Below are 18,309 nucleotides of genomic sequence, written 5' to 3'. Positions count from 1 at the left end.
GAGCCGAAGAACAAGAGAACGTTCAGAAACCGCAGTTCACCAGGACCGGTTCGTTGACCAAGGTGATGCCGAAGGACTGCTGGACCTGGGTGCGGACGTGGGCGGCCAGCGTCAGCAGTTCCTTCGCGGTCGCCTGGCCCCGGTTTGTCAGGGCCAGCGTGTGCTTGGTCGACACGGCGGCGTTGCCGATGGTGAAGCCCTTGGAGACGCCGGCATGTTCGATCAGCCAGGCGGCGCTGGTCTTCACGCGACCGTCCGGCAGCGGCCACTGCGGCGCGCCGGCCGGCACCTCGGCGGGAGTGTCGAGGATGGGGTTGGTGAAGAAGGAGCCGGCACTCCAGGTGTCGTGGTCGGCCTCGTCGAGGACCATGCCCTTGCCGCGGCGCAGACCCAGGACAGCTTCCCGGACCTCGTTCATCGGCGCTCGTGAACCCGGCTCCACTTCGAGCACGCGGGCGAGTTCGGCGTACCCGACCGGGGCCGACAGCTCGCCGAGCGCCAGCTGGAAGCTGACCTCGAGGACGACGTACCGGGACGGATCCGCCTTGAAGCGGGAGTTCCGGTACGAGAACCCGCAGTCCGCCGCGAAGATGGTCCGGACAACGTTTTCGGAACGGTCCCAGATACGCACCGACGCGATCGTTTCCGCGACCTCGTGGCCGTAGGCGCCGACGTTCTGCACCGGGGTCGATCCGGCCAGGCCGGGGATCCCGGACATCGACTCGAGCCCGCTCCACTGCTCCGCGATCGCCCGCTGGACGACGGCATCCCAGTCCTCACCGGCCGCGACATGCACCATCGCCCCGGAGCACAGGTCCGCCTCGACCCGGATGCCGAAGGTCGCGATCTTCACCACGGTGCCGCGGAAACCGTCGTCCCCGATCACCACGTTGCTGCCACCGGACAGCAACAGCACCGGTTCACCGGCGGCGTCCGCGTCCCGGACCGCGGTGATCAGGTCGTCCTCGGTCGTGACCTCGACGAACTTGTCGGCCGGCCCGCCGATCCGCAGCGTGGTGTGGTCGGCGAGCGACACGTGCGTACTCACCGGACCCGCACGACCGCCCTGGCCCGGCCGAGCACCTTCTCCTCGCCCGCGACGGCCGTGATGTCGATCTCGGCCAGGCCGCCCCGATCGTCCTCCGTGACCTTGTCGACCTTCGCGGAGAACGTCACGCTCGCACCCTTGTCGTCGTCCGGTACGACCACCGGCTTCGTGAACCGAACGCCGTACTCCACCAGGTCGGCCGGGTCGTCGATCCAGTCCGTGACGACCCGCACCGCGGACGCCATCGTCAGCATGCCGTGCGCGATCACACCGGGCAGCTCGAGCGCCGCGGCCATCCGGTCGCTCCAGTGGATCGGGTTGAAGTCCCCGCTCGCCCCGGCGTACCGGACCAGGTCCTCGCGCCGGAGGGTGACGGTCAACGGGGGCAGCTCGGTGCCTACCTCGATCATGCGTCCGCCCGGTTGTGCGAGAGGGTCGACGTCGCCGTGGCGATCGCTTCGCCGTCGGCAGTGGTCAGCGTGGTCTCGTACATGATCACCTCGACGGGACCGGCCTTGCGCACAGTGGTGATCGTGGCGGTCGCGGCGATCTCGTCGCCGGCCTTGATCGGGCGGGTGTAGCTGAACTTCTGCGCGCCGTGCACGATCCGGTCCAGCCGGAGGCCGAGCTCCTCGTCGTGCAGCAGCTGCTCGAGCGCGCGGCTGCCGACCACGAACGCGAAAGTCGGCGGCGCGACCGCGTCGTCACCCCGGTACGCCGGGTTGCTGTCGCCGATCGCGTCGGCGAACTCCCGGATCTTCTCCCGGCCGACCTGGTAGGACTCGGCGGCCGCGTAACTCCGGCCGACCATCGTGGCGTCGATCGTCATATCCGCTAACCCTACTGGCAGACTGGCCCCGGGATTCCGCCGCCCACGATCCGAGTGGAAGGTCCGAACGTGACGGCAGTGGCGGCGCTGGCGCGGTATGCGCCTCGGTACAGGCTGGAGATCGGCGAGCCGGACGGCTCCGAGTGGCTGCGCGTGGACCGCATCCTGGAGCCGGGCAGTCCCGAGCTCACCGAGCTGCTCAAGCGCGACGACGAGGCCAGCGGGCACCGTACGGCGCATGCGAACGCGCTCAGCATGCTGTCGTTCTACGCCGGTCGCGCACCCGCCACCGCGCTGCTGCTGTGGGCGCTCGAGGGGCACGTCCTCGACATCCGCCCGCAGAACCTGTGGGTCCGGCCGCACGACGGCCACGGGATCGCCGCGGTCGCCGTACGATCCGCCGACTTCCTCCCCGGCGGGCTGGTGACGCTGTACGACGTGGTGCTGCGGCAGCACCTGCTTCCACTCGCCGAGGAGCTGCACCGGCGGACGCGGGCCGGGCTGCGGCAGGTGTACGGCGGGGTGGCGGCGGGCTGTGCGATGGGATTCTGTGCTGCTACGCGGGAGGAGGTCGCTGTTGAGCCGGCGTACCTGCTGGAGCGCTGGCAGACGTTCGTGGCGAAGGCACCCGGCGGGCTGTCGCGGCTCGGCGACGTCGAGGAGGCCGCCGGGAAACTCGTGTACCTACGCAACACCTGCTGCCTGTACTACACAAGCGAGACCGGCCACGGCACAGTCTGCGGCTCCTGCTGCCTAACCCCCCGCGAAACCCGCCGCACCGCCTACAACGCCGGCCGCCCCATCCTCACAACCTGAACACAGCACAAAGCCGCTCCGGCGGTTCGGAGCGGCTTTGGGGACGACTGAGTCAGCGGGTCTCGCGGTGCTCGGTGTGGTCGTTGCACCGGTGGCAGTACTTCTTCAGCTCAAGACGATCCGGGTCGTTCCGCCGGTTCTTCTTGGTGATGTAGTTCCGCTCCTTGCAGACCGTGCACGCCAGCGTGATCTTCGGGCGAATGTCGGTTGACTTGGCCACTGCTGCCTCTTCTGTCAGGAGTGCGCAACTGAGGTGATCGCACTCTCGAGATACTGCGTTCGGTGGGTAGCGGGGGCGGGAGTCGAACCCGCGACACCACGATTATGAGCCGTGTGCTCTAACCACCTGAGCTACCCCGCCGCAAGAGTCCGTCATCTCACCCGGCGGACCGGGCGAGATGTCGTTCTCAGAGCCCCTTTACGGAATCGAACCGTAGACCTTCTCCTTACCATGGAGACGCTCTGCCGACTGAGCTAAAGGGGCGGGCCGAGGAGAGAGATTACACGGTCCCCCACCCCGATGTGAAATCGAGTCAGGAGCGCCTTGCAGGCCCCTCAGTCCGTCCCGGAAAGCATACCGGTTCCGCGGCAGTGCTCATGACCATTTTCAGCCGAGCACGGCGTCGTCCTCGGAGAAGTCCGCCGAAGCATCCGCCGGCGGATGCCCGAGGTGCCACCGGACGGACGCGCGCAGGGTCTCCGCCGGATCCACGGGAGCCCATCCGAGGACCGTCCGCGCCTTCCACGCATCGATCAACAGGTGCTGATCGATCGCCCCGGTGAGCGCCAGATCCGACGGCAGCAGATCGTCCCGAACCCGCACCAGCTCCACATCGTCAACCTCCGCCGCCGCCAGGATCTGCTCGGCGAACAGCCGGTACGGCGCCGTGCGCGGCTCGACGATGTTGAAGGCACCGGGGAAGTCCCCGCCCAGCGCCAAGGACACCGCGGCCGCGACGTCACCGACGTACACCCGACTGAAGAGGAACTGCCCGGACCCGACCGGGATCCGCCGCCGCCCGGCCCGCACCCGCCGCAGGACGAACTCGAACCGCCGCTGGTAGTCGTGCTCGCCGTAGACAGCCCCGAGCCGCAGCACCGTCGCCCCGCGCGGGAGGTACCGCTCCTCCATCTCCAGGTTCTCGTACTCCGGTCCATCGACGAACCGGCGTTCCCGCAGCGGCGACTCCTCGGTCAGCGGCAGCGCGTCCGTCGTACGGTCCGAGTGCAGACCGTCGTACGCGCGATACACATCACAGCTCGAGATCGCGACGAGCTTCACTGGCGGCCCGACCGCGCCGAGAGCCGCGTCGGCGGCCGCCGCGTTCATCCCGGAGATGTCGACGAGCGCCTCAGGATCGAACGGCTTCAGCGCAGCGGCCAGCGCCGTACCGTCGTGCCGATCGGCGTGCGCGTGCTCGACCGGCACCAGGCCGTCCGGCTCGTGGTCGCCGCGGTGCACCACCAGCAGCGTGTGCCCCTCCGCCGCCAACCGCTCGACGACGGCCCGTCCGATGAACCGGGTACCACCCAGGATCGCGATTCGCATGGAGTCAGTCCTACCGGCCCGGTCTTCCGGATCCCAGACTCGTCTGCGACGGGCAGACAGCGGATGTCGAGAACCGGCGCACGGTCTCGTCGTACCGACAGAACCTACGAAAGGAGCAACATGCCCGAGACAGCATTGCCGCCGGTGGTGTCAGCCGACGAATGGGCTCAGGCGCGTGCCGAGCTGCTCGTCGCCGAAAAGGAGGCCACGCGTGCCCTGGACCGGATCGCGGCGCAGCGGCGACGGCTGCCGATGGTGCGGTTCGGCGAGTACACGTTCAGGTCGACGGACGGACCGGTCACGTTGCGCGAGCTCTTCGGTGAGCACCGTCAGCTCGCCCTGTACCAGTTCATGAACGCCGGCCCCGACGCGTTCTGCGGCGGCTGCACGTACTTCACCGAGAACGTCGTCAACCTGGCCGGTCTGGCCCGGAACGATGTGGCGTGGGCGACGGTCTCCGACATGCCGATCGAGCAGATGGCCGGCTACTGGCAGGAGAAGGGCTGGGAGCACGTTCCGTTCGCGTCCTCGGCAGGTACGACGTTTTCCGCCGACTGTGGCGCGGGCAGCGGATTCCTGCTGAACCTGTTCCTGCGCGACGGCGACAACGTTTTCCGCACCTACTCGACGGGCCAGCGCGGCGTCGACCGGTTGCTCTTCAGCACCAACGTCTCCGATCTCGCCGCGTACGGCCGGCAGCAGGACTGGGAGGACTCCCCCGAGGGCTGGCCCCAGGCGCCGACGTACGGCTAGGTCCGAGACAGACCAGGTCACGGCACGCCATCCTGAGGCGGCTCGGGCACAACGAATGCGGCGTCCAAATGGACGCTCTATACCGGTTCGAAGGGGCTGCTCTGCGCCATTCGGGGGGTGATCCGCGTCACCCAAGCTGCGACTTCGTCGACGACCCGTCGCACGCGTGAGCATCTACCGGACGGCAGGAATCCCTCACGGACCGTGTTCGTTTTCGTTGAACATTTCGCAATCGTGTGTTTGGGCCGTCGTGACCTGGTCGTTATGGTCTTGGAGGTCGCCGTACCCCTCAGCGGCGACTGCCCCTCCCCTGGAAGGTTTCCCCGTGCCCACTCACCAAGACGCGCCGAACGCAGATCGGCAGGCGTCCAGTCGCCCGACTGCCTCGCGCCGGGTGGCCAAGCACCGCACCCACCGTCAAAGCACCATCCGTCGCACCCAGCTGATCGGCCTCACCGCCGCGCTGGCCGCCGCGGCCGGGACCACCACGGTCAGTCTCGCGACCTCCGCGACCGGCCCGGCCAACGCGTCCGGAGACGCCGGCCTGAGCTCAGCGCAGGCCGAGGCCCTGACCGCCGCCCGGATCGACCGCCGCGAGCTCGGCTCCCGGGACGCGTCCCGGATCGACCTGTCGCTGGCGGACGCCCAGAAGGCGGCGGCCGTCAAGGCCGCGCAGCAGCGCGCCGCCAAGCTGGCCGCGAACGAGACCATCACGAAGCGCCGGGCGCTCGCCCTGGCGGCGGCCAAGGCGGCCGCGGCGAAGAAGGCCGCGGAGAACGCCAAGGCGCTCGCCGCCGCGAGGGCGGAGGCCCAGGCCAAGGCCGCGGCGATCGCCAAGCAGGTCGCGATCGAGAAGGCGGCCGCCAAGGAGGCCGCAGAGGCAGCGCCGAAGGTCGTGCTGCCGACCACCGGCTACCGGCTGACCGCTCGCTTCAACCAGGCCGGCAGCCGCTGGTCCAGTAACCACACCGGCCTCGACTTCGCGGCGCCGATGGGTACGCCGGTCCGGTCGGTGCTGGCCGGCGAGGTCATCCAGGCCAGCTTCGAAGGCGCGTACGGACGGCAGGTGAAGGTCCGGCACTCCGACGGCACCGTCACGTCGTACGGCCACATGTCCGAGTTCGACGTCTCCGTCGGCGACTCGGTCGAGGCCGGCACGATGATCGGCCGCATCGGCATGACCGGCAACACCACGGGCCCGCACGTCCACTTCGAGGTCCTCCGCGGCGGCTCCCCCGTGAACCCCGAATCCTGGCTGCGCGACCGCGGCGTCACCCCGTAGCCGCTAACGTTCCCCCGTCTACTTCACCGAGGGGGAACTCTTGAAGCTCTGGAAGTCTGTGCCGGCCGTTGCCCTCCTGGCGGCCGGCACGGTCGTCACTCAACCCGCCCAGGCCACCACCCAGCAGACCACTGCGACCTGTGCACTCGTGGTGCCGGCACGCGTCAGCGTCGCCGCGTCCTACAACTACTACCTTGCGCGGCTGGGTGCCGGCTGTCCTGCGAACGTCTACACAGCAGTGTGGAAAAGCGCGCCCATCGCGACCTCGTTCCCACAAGGCAGGCTCGAGTTCACGCACGGAAATCGCGTCGCGCAGTTCGGTTTCACCGGCGCGGTTCCACCGATCGGGACGATCACCTGGAAACCCGCAGGCGGTGCCACCGACCGCAACGGCGTCAAGGTGGCCGATCTAGGCACGGCGTACACGGTGTCTCGCTGCGCATCGGTGGCTGCGCTCACCGGTGGCCGCAAGGGGAGCCGTACCGCGTTGCTCACTACGGTCTCGTACTGGCGGCCGCTGCACGATCGCTACGAGCGGTGGGCGGGCAAGAAGGTCCTGATCCAGTACCAGGAGATCGGTTCGACGACCTGGAAGGGCCTGGCGTATGTCACCACCAGCAGCGTCGGCCAGGTGACGTACAACTACCACCCGAACCGCACTCGCCGGTACCGCGTTTATGTCCCCGGCACCACGAGCATCTGGGACGACTACTCGCCCGCCATCAGTCGCTAGAGGGTTTTCGCCATGTCGAGGGCGGCGATGTAGTTGCCCTCGATGAGGAACTCGTCGGGGTGGGTGCCTTCGAGGACGTAGCCGTGGCGTTCGTACAGCCGGCGGGCCGCAGCGTTGGTGCTGTGGACGTGCAGGGTGATCTTGCGGGCGCCACGGAGACGGCCCTCCGCGCTGGCGGCGTCGAGGAGCGCGGACGCGACGCCCAGGCGGCGGGCGTCCCGCGCCACCGCGAGCCCGTTGATCGCCAGCACCCCCGCCCCCTCCGGGAACTGGTACTTGTCCTGCAACCGCAAGTACCCGACAACCGCTCCCTCGTACTCCGCCACGAGGTGCGCCTCGGGTCCGCTCCGGCTGAAGAACGTGTCCTGGAGGGTGTCCAGGTACGACGGGAAACCGGACGAAGCGTCCCACGCGCTCCGCTCGATCGCGAGCAGCGGGGCGTCGTCCTCCTCGACGGCACGTCGTACGGTCACCTGACGGTCATCTGATCGGCGGTCCTCACTCACCGGACCATCCTCACCCGAACGCCGGGCCAGCCCCGGACATATCGGCAACGTATCCAAAACCGCAGACGCTCCGGCAACATCGATCCGGATGAACTGTCGGCATGCTGACCGATCACCGCGCCACCACCCGGCAACGCCGGCCGGCCGTCCTCGCAGGGCTGGCGATCCTCGCCCTCGCGCTGACGTCCTGTACGACGGACTCCGCACACGACGACCCACCTGCCAGTACTGCGTCGGCGCCCGAGCGCGGGCGATCGTCGGGGACCGGCGCGAGCCACGGGCAGGCCGGCGAGGAGGACGGCGTACTGCCGGACCACGCCTCGGCCTACGACACGCACCTCCCCGGCATCGCCAAGCTCGATCCGGCGCTCCGCAAGGCGGTCCAGAAGGCCGAGACCGCGATGAAGAAGGACGGGATCCGGATGCAGGTCAACACGGGGTGGCGGAGCAAGAAGTACCAGGAAGAGCTGCTGGAGAAGGCGATCCGCAAGTACGGCAGCAAGAAGAAGGCCATGGAGTACGTCGCCGACCCTGACGAGTCGCACCACGTCACCGGCCATGCTGTCGACATCGGCCCGACCGCCGCCGACTACTGGCTGATCCGCAAGGGCAGCCGCTTCGGCCTCTGCCAGACGCTGTCCAACGAGATCTGGCACTTCGAACTGGCCACCACGCCAGGCGGCACCTGCCCGCCGATGACCGACCCGACGCGCTAGAACTCCCTGCTCAGCAGGGTTCTTCGGGCGGATCCGTCTGCTTGGCGAGTGGTCGTTGGGACCAGGCGACGGAGTGCCAGCTGTCGAGTTTCCAGCCGATGTCGCGGTAGGTGCCGATGGGATCGAAGCCGAGGGACTTGTGCAGGGCCTCGCTGGCGGGGTTGGGGAGAGTCACGCCGGCCACGGCCGTGCGGTAGCCGCGCTGGGACAGGCGGTCGAACAGCGCGTTGTAGAGCGTGCGGCCGGCGCCAGTGCCGTGATGGGTGGGGGCTACGTAGACGCTGACTTCGCAGGACCAGCGGTAGGCCGGGCGGGGCTTCATCGGGCCCGCGTACGCGTAGCCGACGACCTGATCGTCGTCCTCGAGGACCAGCCAGGCGTGGGTGGACTGGGCCTTGGCGATCCGTTCGGCCATCTCGTCGACCGTCGGCGGATCGAGTTCGAACGTGATCGCCGTACCGGTGACGTAGGGCGCGTAGATCGCCGCGCAGGCCGCGGCGTCCGCCGCCGAGGCGTCTCTGACCTTGCTCATGACACGATAGTAGCCACATCTGCCGCTATAGTGGCAAGCGTGATTGATGATCTGTCGCGTTCGCTGGCGGCGACTGTGCAGCAGGCGCGGGTCGCCCAGGACCTGTCCGTGAACGCGCTTGCGGAACGGTCGGGCGTTTCCCGCGCCATGATCGGAAAGATCGAGCGCGGCGAGGCGCAGCCCACCGCCGTACTGCTGGGGAAACTCTCCGGCGCGCTCGGTATGACGTTGTCCGAACTGGTCGCCCGCGCGGAGAACACGGGTGATCTGCTCCGCCGGGCGGACGAGCAGCCGGTGTGGACGGACCCGGTCACCGGGTACCACCGCCGCGCGGTGTCCCCGGTGACCGACGGGCCACTGGAACTGGTCGAGGTGGAACTGCCGCCGGGCGCGTCCGTCTCGTATCCGGCGGACGCGTACATCTTCAAGTACCAGCAACTCTGGATCCTCGACGGAAACCTCCGTTTCCACGAGGGCTCCCAGGTCCACGAACTGCACGTCGGCGACTGCCTGCAACTCGGCCCACCGTCACCCACAATGTTCCACAATCCGGGTACGACGCCCTGCCGCTACCTGGTCGCACTGGTCAAAGGCCGCGCCTGAAACCACCGCCCCAACGCCTCCCGCAACCCTGCCACGCCACCATTCCCAGATTGCCCGGCATCCCCTGACTGCCCGGCATCCCCTGACTGCCCCGCATCCCCACCGCTCCAGGCATCCCCACCGTGCCAGGCATCCCCACCGCGCCCCGCGTCCCCACCCCGCCCGGCATCCCCGATCCGCTCGGTGGCCTCGTCCTCGGCGGCCCAGGCGACGTAACCGTCCGGACGAACAAGGAGCGCGATCGGGCGATCGCCGCGGCCGGCGACCACCTGCACATGTTCCGGAACAGGCGTTCCGGCGAACCTCGCCGACGGCGTGAGATCGACCAGCAGCGGACGCCCCGACCGCATCACCTCGGCCAACCGCACGTCACCCACCATCAGATCCGGCGCCCAACGACCGACCAGCGGATGCGCACCCGCGCCGTACCGGATGTCCGCGCCGGAAATCAGTTCCGCAACCCGCCGCACGTTTCCGGGATCCTCCAGAAACTCCGCGAACAGTTTCCGGAAGGCCGTCACATCGTTGCCGGGAGCAATCAATGCGGACTGTGCCTGCGTGCGCATCACCACCCGCTCACCCACCGGCCGCCGCTCGGACTCGTACGTGTCGAGCAACCCCGGCGACGCCCAGCCGCGCACCTCCGCCGCCAGTTTCCACCCCAGATTGACCGCGTCCTGCAGCCCGAGGTTCAGCCCCGGACCCCCGATCGCGGAATGCACATGCGCGGCATCACCGACAAGCAACACCCGCCCGGAACGGAAACGTGACGCCAACCGGCTGTTTCCGCCCACCACCCGCCGCAACTGCCGCACGCCGTCCCCCGCCGGCTCCACCAGCGGCAGATGGACACCAAGCACCCGATCAGTACTTTCCTGCAGTTCCGCGAACGTCATTTCCGCATCCGCCGGCGCGTCCCACTCCCCCGTACTGATCGCCGGCAGCCGATCCGGAAACGGCGCCCAGACGAACATTCCGCGTTCCGTCCGCTGATGCGCGAACGGCGGCACCACGCCGTACCCCGGAATCTTCAGCAGACCGTCCTCGACGTACTCCGGCGGCACCGCCGCGCTCCCGGTCCGCGACACCATCGAATCGTTGGTGACACCAGGAAACTCGATTCCGGCCAGTTTCCGCGTCCGGCTGTGTCCGCCGTCCGCGCCGACGAGGTACCCGGTCCGCAGCTGATACTCACCGTCCGGCCCGGACAACGTGACCGTGACCCCGTCCGAGTCCTGCGTGAACCCGAGCAGCTCGTGACCGCGCCGGATTTCCGCCCCGAGCTCCAGCGCCCGCTCCTCCAGCACTTCCTCGATCCGCACCTGCGGAACCGGGAGCAGATACACCGGGTTGTCTTCGAGTACGTCGAGCCGCAGCGGCATCGCACCGAACACGAATGCCGGTGCCGGCCGCGGCGCTCCCGCCGTACCGCTCAAGCGCTCGTACAGACCGCGCCGATCGAGCATCCGCACGACCTGGCCGACCAGTCCGTTCGCCCGCGGCACCGTACTGCGTTCCGGAAGTTTCTCGAGCACGATCGGCCGCACTCCGGCCAGCAACAGCTCACTCGCGAGCATGAGACCGTTCGGGCCGGCCCCGGCAATGACCACTTCAGCGTCCATGACACCCTCCACTGGGCATGACTGACCGCCCCGACGGCTCGCCGGGGTGGAGTAGCTCGGTTTGCTATTCGGGGACGGGCAGGCCGGCTTCGACCTGGTCGAGCGCCGACGACAGCAGGTCGGCGATCGACCGCGGCGGATCGGCGCGCAGCCATTCGGCCATCACGACCGCGCGGGTCGCGCCGATGACCTCCGCGACCAGCCGCGGGTACATCCCCGAGGTCCCGGTGCGGTCGGCGACCGCGGCCGCCAGCTCGTCACCGGCCCGGGCAGAGGCCCGCACGACCGCCCCCTGCAGCGCCGGCTCGGTCATCATCAACCGGATCCCGGCGAGCCACTGCTCGTCCGGCGGCCGCCGCCCGCCGTGGCCCTCCTCGCCGAGCGCGAAGTGCTTCTCGATCGCCGTCCGAACCGCCGTCCACAACGGCTCGTCGGCAGGCCGCGCCCGGAGCTCCTCGGCGATCCGCAGGCTGCGATCCACCTCGCGCGCGGCGATCGCGTCCGCCTTGCTGTCGAAGTAGTTCCGGAACGTCCGCAACGAGACACCGGCCTCTGCGGCGATGTCCTCGATCCGCACGTTTCCGTACCCTCGCTCGACCGCGAGCCGAACCGCGGCCCAGCTCAACGCGATCCGCGTTTCCTGCTTCTTCCGCTCCCGCAAGCCGCCGGCCATACCTCGACCGTAACAGAACTTGCCCAAAGAGCAAAGATGCTCTTTAGGCAATTTTCTTCCAGCAGGCCGAACCACGCGGCAGACCATGGTTTCGTTAGCCCATGACGGTCCCGCTGCCCCACCGCCGGCCCGACACGGCGTCCTCACCGAGCCGCCCCCACCCCACCACCGAACCCACACCACTCACCCACGGCACAGTTGGCCCCGCGCTTCGAGGCCCGGTACTTCGAGGCCCTGGGCTTCGAGATCGGACCTGCGGGTTTCGCGAGCGCACCTGCGGATCGAAGGGGTGTGCCGCGTGACGGTGTCGCCGCTGGTCTGGGCGCTGACGTTGCTGGGGATCGTCGGCCTGTTGCTGTTCGACTACTTCTTCCATGTCCGGTCGGCGCATGTGCCGACGCTCCGCGAGGCCGCGATCTGGTCCGCGGTGTACGTCGGGATCGCGCTCCTGTTCGGGCTCGGGACCCTCGTGCTCGGCGGTACCGCGATGGGCTCGGAGTACTTCGCCGGCTACATCACCGAGAAAGCGTTGTCGGTCGACAACCTGTTCGTGTTCCTGATCATCATGACCGGTTTCCGGGTACCGCGGGAAAACCAGCAGAAAGTTGTGCTGGTCGGGATCGTGGTCAGCCTGATCGCCCGAGCCGGCTTCATCTTCGTCGGATCGGCGTTGCTGAACACGTTTTCCTGGGTGTTCTACCTGTTCGGGATCGCGCTCCTGCTGACAGCCGGAAACATGCTCAAGCCGGAGACCGAGGAGTCCCACCAGGCACAGAACCTCGTCGTCCGGCTGAGCCGCAGGCTGTTCCGGACCTCGGAGGAGTACGACGGGGACCGGCTGACCACCATGGTCGACGGCCGCCGGATGCTGACGCCGATGGTGCTGGTGATGGTCGCGATCGGCGCCACCGACCTGATGTTCGCACTGGACTCGATCCCGGCGATCTTCGGACTGACCCAGAGCGTGTACGTCGTGTTCACCGCGACCGCGTTCAGCCTGCTCGGCCTGCGGCAACTGTTCTTCCTGCTCGACGGACTGCTCGACCGGCTGATCTACCTGTCGTTCGGACTGGCAGCGATCCTCGCGTTCATCGGCGCCAAGCTGATCCTGCACGCACTGCACGAGAACAACCTGCCGTTCGTGAACGACGGCGAGCACGTCGAGGTGGCGGAGATCGGCACCGGCCTCTCCCTGATCGTGATCCTCGCCGTCCTGCTGATTACGATCCTCGCGTCGCTGTTCAGCACCCGCGGCCGGACCCAGACCGCGATGGCCCACATCCGCCGCGACGCGACGGCGTACCTCAACCCGGACTACACCGACGACCCGGCCGAACGCGAGCGCGTCTTCCAGCGACTGCTACGCGCCCGCGACCACATCACCGAACTCGGCCCCAAGGCCAAACAGCAGGTCCGCAACGAGGCAGACCTGATGGACCTCTGCCGCCAGGTAGGCGAAGCCCACGCCGAAGCCCACACGGACCACCCCATCCGCCCCAGCCTCTGACGGCAGAGCACCACCGACCGGCCGCCGCCCTGTGCGCCACGGTCCCTACACCACCCCAACTTTGAGCACCGACCAACCGCACGAGAACCGCAGGGACGGTTGGTGGGTGCTCAAGGTCGTAGGGATGAGGGCGAGAGCGAGGGCGGCTGGAGCTAGCCTTTGACGGCTCCGGAGGCGAGGCCTGAGACGTAGAAGCGTTGGAGGCCTACGTACAGAACGACGCACGGGATCATCGCGATCACCGCCCCGGCGACGAGTGAGCCGAAGTTGACCTCGCCGTACGCTCCCGCCTGGACGTTCACGAGTGCGACCGGGAGTGTGTAGAGCTCGTCCTTGGTCAGGAACGTGAGCGCGCCGAGGAACTCGGTCCAGGCCGCCAGGAACGCGTACAGCGCGACGGTCGCCGCGCCCGGCGTGATCAGCGGCCGCAAGACGGATCCGAGCATCCGGAACGTTCCGCAACCGTCGACATGCGCGGAATCCTCGAGTTCCACCGGTACCGACGAAAACGAGTTCCGCATCACGAAGACCCCGAACGGCAGATTGACCGTGGTGTAGAACAGCACCAGCCCGAGCAGACTGTCCGTCAACCGCAGGACGTTCAGCTCCAGGTACAGCGGCGTCAGGATCGCCTGGAACGGGATCATCATCGACACCACCACGAGCGCGAACAGCACCGGCCCGCTCCGGAACCGGAACCGCGCGAACCCGTACCCGGCCAGCGTGGCGAGCAGTGCCGTCAGTACGGCGGTACTCAGGGCGACGATCAGACTGTTTCCGACCGCCCGGACCAGGTTTCCGGGCCCCTCGATCAACGTCCGGAAATTGTCCCAGGTGAGCTGGAAGAACGTCGATCCGTCCGGTGCCGCGACGATCACGTCGTTCGGCTGCACCGACCGGAAAAGGGCCCACAGCAACGGTACGGCGAAGACCAGGAACGCACCGCCACCGCCGATCACGTAAAACGTGTTCTTGAGTCGCATCGTCAGTCCTTCTCCCGGAGCAGGCGGAACTGGGCGGCGGTGACGAGCCCGACCACGATCACCAGGACGATCGACAGCGCGGTGGCCGCACCGAGCTGCAGCTGGACGAACGCCCGGTTGTAGATGTACTGGACGACCGTGGTGGTGTCAGTCCCCGGACCGCCGCGGGTGAGGATGTAGAACTGCGAGAACGCGAGCAGCGAGCCGATCACCGAGATGATCACCGCCATCGCGATCGTCCGGCGCAGGATCGGGATCGTGATCTCGCGTTCCTGTTTCCACCAACCGGCACCGTCCAGCGCGGCCGACTCGTAGTACTCGCGCGGGATCGCCTGCATGCCGGCCATCAGCAGCATCATGGTGAGCCCGCTGACGGCCCACACGACCAGCACGCAGATCAGTCCGGTGGCGAGCGGCCCGTCCACCAGCCAGGCCGTCGTACCGTCGGTGATCCCGAGCTCGCGGAGCACGATGTTGATCACGCCGCTGTCCGGTTGCGCCTCCAGGACCGTCACGAAGCTGAGCGTGGACAGTCCGACGACGAACGGCAGGAAGAACACCGTCCGCAGCAGCGTGGAGCCGCGCCGTTTCCGGCGGACCAGGACGGCGAGCGCGTAGCCGAGCACCAGGATCGGCCCGGTCACGATGACCGTGTAGAGCAACGTGTAGAGGACGGACTTGGCGAACGCCGCGTCGGAGACGATCGCCCCGTAGTTCTTCAGCCCGCTGAACTTCACCGTCCCGATCAACGGCCAGTTGGTCAGCGAGATCACCAGCGCGAAGGCCAGCGGCACCAGGACGAAGACGGCGACGAACAACACGGCGGGCGTCACCAGGAGCAGCCCGGTCCGGGAGGGATGCGTGAGCGAGCCACGGCCCACCCCGCCTCGTACCGGGGCCGACCTGCGCCGCCCGGTCTGCACGCGGCGCGCGTCTCGCACCGCGGTACTCATGCCTGCCCCTGACGCAGGATGCGGTCGTAGTTCTGCTGTGCTTCCTTCATGGCGGCCTCCAGCTCGCCGTCGAACACGGCGCGGCGGAACATCTGCAGCCACGGCCCGTCCGGCTGGTTGTAGAGGAGGTTGTAGGAAAGCGTTGTCGGCGCGTACCCCTCCTGGATGCGCTCCAGCGGCAGCGTCGCCAACGGGTACTTCGTCGCGAACTCGGACGTCCGCGCATCCGAGCGGACCGGTGTGTAGCCGCCGGCCGGCAGATCGATCTGCTGCGGCAGGTCCAGCGCGAAGCGAACGAACTCCCAGGCGCCGGACGCGTTCCGCGCACCTCGGGGAATGCACATGTTGTCGCCGCCGTCGAAGAACGCGGACCCACCGTCGGGCCCGGACAGCAGGCGCGGCGTGACCTTCTTCTGGAACGCCGGGTCGGACGCGGACACGACGACGCTGTAGTTCGACGGAAAGATTCCGATCTTGCCGGCCCGGAAATCGCTGCCCCACCGGGACGCGTCGTCGGAGAAGTTTGCCCTGGGCACCAACCCGTCCACCCACAGCTGCCGGTGCAGCTCGAGCATCTGCCGGACCACGTCGTTCCCGACGATGTCTCCGGACTGGTCGGGAACCGTTCCCTTGATCAGATCGGTGTCCGCCGCCCAGACCATCGGCTGGACGACGAACCCGAGCGCCCCGGGGCTGTTCGCCGGGAAACTCCACGCGTAGATGTCATCGCCGAGTTTCCGCAGTTTCCGGGCCGCGTCCAGCAGGTTCCCGAACGACTTCACGGCCTCGTCCGGATCGACGTCCGCCCGGTCGCACAGCTCGGTGTTGAACCAGAACATCGAGTTGTCCGCCAGGTACGGAACGCCGTACACCCGGTCGCCCTTCGTCGCCAGCCGCAGGTGGCCGGGACTGAGCCGGTCCCGGAAATCGAGTGCGGACAACGGTTCGGTGAGGTCGGTGAAGGCGTCCCGATAGATGAACAGCATCGAGTTGATGTCGTCGATGTCGACCAGGTCCGGCACGCTCCGGCCGCGGATCGCGGTCGCCAGCTTGGTCACGTACTGCGCGTCCAGAACCGGCGTCAGCTCGACGGTGAGCCGGTTCTGGGACGCGTTGAACTTCTTCACCAGGTCGGTCAGGCCGCTCTGCGTGGCCGCCCGGCACCACACTTGCACGGTGCCGGTGGCGTCCTGCCCGAAACCCGCCGCCTGCACGTCGGGTTCGGGCAGGACCGAGCTACAGCTCGACGTGAGGCCGGCCCCGGTCAAGCCACCCGCCGCGGCGGCTGTGACGCCGAGGAACTTCCGCCGGGTGAGCATGATCAGGCCCTGGGCAGCCAGACGCGCATGGCACCGATCTCCCGGTTGGCCCACGCGTAGTACGGGATCGCGACCACCTCGACCTCGTCGCCGGTCGAGTCGGCGGCATCCGGACTGAACGGCCAGCCCTCTCGATGCCCGGTGCCGGCCTTTCCGTGCGCCGTCAGCACGGTCACGCCGTCCAGCAGTTCCGCGGTCCGCGCAACAGGGGCCTCAGGCAACAGATGCAGATCGTCGACATTCGCCGCGTTGTCGACCTGCTCGACCGCGTACACCAGCGGCCCGCGTTCGAGCGCCACGCACCCGCGCACGGCGTCGATCCGCGGATCGGCGGCCACGATGCGGGGGGCCATCGGCAACTGCAGGTCGATTTCGGCCGCCTCGACACGCGCGTAGCCGCCGGCCTCCACCGGCTCACCGTTCACCGTCGCACCGACCGCCCAGGCCGGGATCCGCAACTCGACCGCGACCGGCGCGTCGGCGGTGATGTGCACGGCGCCGTCCCACGGGTAGTCGGTCTCCACCCGCAACTCGGCATCGCCGCTCTTGATCACGCCCGCGACATACTGGTGAATCTGGACCGCATCAGGCGTGGCCGTCGCGACGTACCCGTCGAGGCTGGACAGCGTGCGCATGATGTTCGGCGGGCAGCACGCACAGTCGAACCAGCCTCGCCGCCCGTGCGCCGGACTCCGGCCCGTGTCCGGATACGCCGCACCGCGCAGCTGCAACGGATTGACGTAGAAATACTCCGTTCCGGAAAGCGAGACGCCCGCCAGGAAACCGTTGTACAGCATCCGCTCGATGGCGTCCGCGTAGAACGCCTCGCCGGTCGCGAGCAGCATCCGCCACGCCCACTGGATCCCGCCGATCGCGGCACACGTCTCGGCGTACGCACGGTCCGGCGGCAGCTCGTACTCGTCGCCGAACGCCTCTCCCTCCCAGCGCGCTCCCAGCCCGCCGGTGACGTAAGTCTTCGTGGACCACATGTGGTCGAACTGCCGCTTCAGCGCCTCGATCAGGTCGGCGTCGCCGGTCTCCAGCGCGACATCGGCGGCACCGGCGGCCAGATAGACCGCACGGACCGAGTGGCCCTCGACGCTGGTCGCCTCGCGCACCGGAACACGGTCGGAAAAGTACGCCGGGCTGTGGCCGTGCCGCTCGATGATCCCGTGGCCGCGCGCGTCCACGAACCACTTGGCCAGGTCGAGGTACGCCGTCGTACCGGTTTCTCGATACAACTCGACGAGGGCCATCTCGATGACCGGGTGGCCGTCGACGTCGACGGTCTTGTCGTCGCCGAAGGTCGCGACCAGGTGGTCGGCGAGCTTGATCGCGACGTCGAGCAGGGCGCGGTCGCCGGTGCAGCGGATCTGGGCGACGGCGGCCTGGATCAGGTGGCCGGCGCAGTAGTGCTCGTGGCTCCAGACGAGTTGCTGGTAGCGGCCCTCGTCGCCGTACCGGAGCTGGACAACCGAATCGAGATAGCCGTCCTCGCGCTGCGCGGCCGCGACCACCGCGGTCAGGTCGCGGATCCGCTGGAGGAGGTCCTCGTCGAGGCTGCGTCCGTACTCCCACGCCGCGGCCTCGAGCCACTTGTAGACGTCGGAGTCCGCGAAGACCGGGCCGATCGCCTCGCCCTCACCGATGCCGGCGGCGAGACGGAGGTTGTGCAGATTGCCGGCCTTCTCCAGCTGGTCCTGGCCGCTGGGGATCGCGTCGGCGCCGTTGCGGGCCTGCCGCGGCGCCCAGAAGCCACCGGTGATGGTGACCTGACCGAGTCCGAGGGGGTGGCGGCGGCCCTTCGTGGTGGCGGCCGGGCTGCGGAAAGTACTGACGGTGCTGACAGTTTCCGGGGAAGCGCTCATCTGGCGGTGACTCCTGT

General features: G+C 68.4%; 20 protein-coding genes and 2 tRNA genes. 7 read left to right on the top strand and 15 right to left on the bottom strand.

Going from position 1 to position 18,309, the window contains the following annotated elements; all coding sequences use genetic code 11:
* Positions 1-22 precede the first annotated feature (22 nt).
* The 3 genes from BJY22_RS10700 to BJY22_RS10690 are packed head-to-tail and all read right to left on the bottom strand — an operon-like array spanning position 23 to position 1,877.
* Entirely contained in the window at positions 23-1,048 is a 1,026-nt protein-coding gene (locus BJY22_RS10700) for a UDP-N-acetylmuramate dehydrogenase (RefSeq protein ID WP_167205758.1), read from the bottom strand.
* Entirely contained in the window at positions 1,045-1,458 is a 414-nt protein-coding gene (locus BJY22_RS10695) for a MaoC/PaaZ C-terminal domain-containing protein (RefSeq protein ID WP_167205757.1), read from the bottom strand. Before BJY22_RS10695 ends, BJY22_RS10700 begins: the two co-directional genes overlap by 4 nt.
* Entirely contained in the window at positions 1,455-1,877 is a 423-nt protein-coding gene (locus BJY22_RS10690) for an FAS1-like dehydratase domain-containing protein (protein WP_167205755.1), read from the bottom strand. The genes BJY22_RS10695 and BJY22_RS10690 overlap by 4 nt, the downstream gene beginning before the upstream one ends.
* 69 nt (positions 1,878-1,946) lie before the next feature.
* Between BJY22_RS10690 and BJY22_RS10685 the strand changes: the two genes are divergently transcribed.
* Positions 1,947-2,693 (top strand): hypothetical protein, encoded by a 747-nt coding sequence (locus tag BJY22_RS10685; RefSeq protein ID WP_337758496.1) that lies wholly within the window; start codon positions 1,947-1,949, stop codon positions 2,691-2,693.
* 52 nt (positions 2,694-2,745) lie between these two features.
* Here the strand turns inward: BJY22_RS10685 and rpmG are convergent, their stop codons facing one another.
* The 4 genes from rpmG to BJY22_RS10665 form a co-directional block, all read right to left on the bottom strand.
* Positions 2,746-2,913 (bottom strand): 50S ribosomal protein L33, encoded by a 168-nt coding sequence (gene rpmG, locus BJY22_RS10680; protein WP_167205752.1) that lies wholly within the window; start codon positions 2,911-2,913, stop codon positions 2,746-2,748.
* A gap of 67 nt (positions 2,914-2,980) precedes the next feature.
* A tRNA-Met gene (locus BJY22_RS10675) sits at positions 2,981-3,054 on the bottom strand.
* 50 nt (positions 3,055-3,104) lie between these two features.
* Positions 3,105-3,177, bottom strand: a tRNA-Thr gene (locus BJY22_RS10670).
* A gap of 123 nt (positions 3,178-3,300) precedes the next feature.
* On the bottom strand, positions 3,301-4,242 hold the full coding sequence (locus tag BJY22_RS10665) for an NAD-dependent epimerase/dehydratase family protein (protein WP_167205750.1): 942 nt from the start codon (positions 4,240-4,242) through the stop codon (positions 3,301-3,303).
* 120 nt (positions 4,243-4,362) lie between these two features.
* Here BJY22_RS10665 and BJY22_RS10660 point away from each other — a divergent pair, with 120 nt between their 5' ends.
* From BJY22_RS10660 to BJY22_RS10650, 3 genes are all read left to right on the top strand, one after another.
* Entirely contained in the window at positions 4,363-4,995 is a 633-nt protein-coding gene (locus tag BJY22_RS10660) for a DUF899 family protein (RefSeq protein ID WP_167205748.1), read from the top strand.
* Positions 4,996-5,320: 325 nt separating this feature from the next.
* Positions 5,321-6,277 carry a M23 family metallopeptidase gene (locus BJY22_RS10655; protein WP_337758493.1) on the top strand — a complete coding sequence of 319 codons (957 nt, stop codon included), beginning with the start codon at positions 5,321-5,323 and terminating at the stop codon, positions 6,275-6,277.
* 40 nt (positions 6,278-6,317) lie between these two features.
* A complete protein-coding gene (locus BJY22_RS10650; protein WP_167205746.1) occupies positions 6,318-7,010 on the top strand; it encodes a hypothetical protein in 693 nt (230 codons plus the stop codon).
* Here BJY22_RS10650 and BJY22_RS10645 read toward each other — a convergent pair.
* Entirely contained in the window at positions 7,007-7,483 is a 477-nt protein-coding gene (locus tag BJY22_RS10645; RefSeq protein ID WP_337758492.1) for a GNAT family N-acetyltransferase, read from the bottom strand. The two genes, BJY22_RS10650 and BJY22_RS10645, sit on opposite strands and share 4 nt — an antisense overlap.
* A 134-nt stretch (positions 7,484-7,617) precedes the next feature.
* On the opposite strand from BJY22_RS10645, the gene BJY22_RS10640 reads away from it, so the two are divergent.
* Entirely contained in the window at positions 7,618-8,232 is a 615-nt protein-coding gene (locus BJY22_RS10640) for a M15 family metallopeptidase (RefSeq protein WP_167205743.1), read from the top strand.
* A 10-nt stretch (positions 8,233-8,242) separates the two neighbouring features.
* On the opposite strand, the gene BJY22_RS10635 is transcribed toward BJY22_RS10640, so the two are convergent.
* Positions 8,243-8,764 (bottom strand): GNAT family N-acetyltransferase, encoded by a 522-nt coding sequence (locus BJY22_RS10635; protein WP_167205741.1) that lies wholly within the window; start codon positions 8,762-8,764, stop codon positions 8,243-8,245.
* A gap of 39 nt (positions 8,765-8,803) precedes the next feature.
* On the opposite strand from BJY22_RS10635, the gene BJY22_RS10630 reads away from it, so the two are divergent.
* A complete protein-coding gene (locus BJY22_RS10630) occupies positions 8,804-9,367 on the top strand; it encodes a helix-turn-helix domain-containing protein (RefSeq protein WP_167205739.1) in 564 nt (187 codons plus the stop codon).
* On the opposite strand, the gene BJY22_RS10625 is transcribed toward BJY22_RS10630, so the two are convergent.
* Both BJY22_RS10625 and BJY22_RS10620 read right to left on the bottom strand, forming a co-directional pair.
* The gene (locus BJY22_RS10625) at positions 9,334-10,989 is read right to left on the bottom strand and encodes an FAD-dependent monooxygenase (protein WP_238350339.1); all 1,656 of its coding nucleotides are present in this window, start codon (positions 10,987-10,989) and stop codon (positions 9,334-9,336) included. The two genes, BJY22_RS10630 and BJY22_RS10625, sit on opposite strands and share 34 nt — an antisense overlap.
* Before the next feature lie 64 nt (positions 10,990-11,053).
* Complete coding sequence (locus tag BJY22_RS10620) at positions 11,054-11,662, bottom strand: TetR/AcrR family transcriptional regulator (RefSeq protein WP_167205737.1); 609 nt, start codon at positions 11,660-11,662, stop codon at positions 11,054-11,056.
* Between the two features lie 298 nt (positions 11,663-11,960).
* On the opposite strand from BJY22_RS10620, the gene BJY22_RS10615 reads away from it, so the two are divergent.
* Entirely contained in the window at positions 11,961-13,169 is a 1,209-nt protein-coding gene (locus BJY22_RS10615) for a TerC/Alx family metal homeostasis membrane protein (RefSeq protein ID WP_167205735.1), read from the top strand.
* Positions 13,170-13,321: 152 nt separating this feature from the next.
* On the opposite strand, the gene BJY22_RS10610 is transcribed toward BJY22_RS10615, so the two are convergent.
* Genes BJY22_RS10610 through BJY22_RS10595 form a run of 4 tightly spaced genes read right to left on the bottom strand, consistent with a single transcriptional unit; the run spans position 13,322 to position 18,292 of the window.
* Positions 13,322-14,152: a carbohydrate ABC transporter permease gene (locus BJY22_RS10610; protein WP_167205733.1), complete on the bottom strand. Its 831-nt coding sequence runs from the start codon at positions 14,150-14,152 to the stop codon at positions 13,322-13,324.
* 2 nt (positions 14,153-14,154) lie between these two features.
* On the bottom strand, positions 14,155-15,105 hold the full coding sequence (locus BJY22_RS10605) for a carbohydrate ABC transporter permease (RefSeq protein WP_167205731.1): 951 nt from the start codon (positions 15,103-15,105) through the stop codon (positions 14,155-14,157).
* The gene (locus tag BJY22_RS10600) at positions 15,102-16,424 is read right to left on the bottom strand and encodes an extracellular solute-binding protein (protein WP_167205729.1); all 1,323 of its coding nucleotides are present in this window, start codon (positions 16,422-16,424) and stop codon (positions 15,102-15,104) included. The genes BJY22_RS10605 and BJY22_RS10600 overlap by 4 nt, the downstream gene beginning before the upstream one ends.
* A 2-nt stretch (positions 16,425-16,426) precedes the next feature.
* Positions 16,427-18,292, bottom strand: a complete 1,866-nt coding sequence (locus tag BJY22_RS10595; RefSeq protein WP_167205727.1) for a glycoside hydrolase family 127 protein — start codon at positions 18,290-18,292, stop codon at positions 16,427-16,429.
* Positions 18,293-18,309 lie beyond the last annotated feature (17 nt).

Origin of the sequence: Kribbella shirazensis (assembly GCF_011761605.1) — a bacterium.
GTDB lineage: Bacteria > Actinomycetota > Actinomycetes > Propionibacteriales > Kribbellaceae > Kribbella > Kribbella shirazensis.
This window is presented reverse-complemented; position numbering and strand designations above follow the sequence as displayed.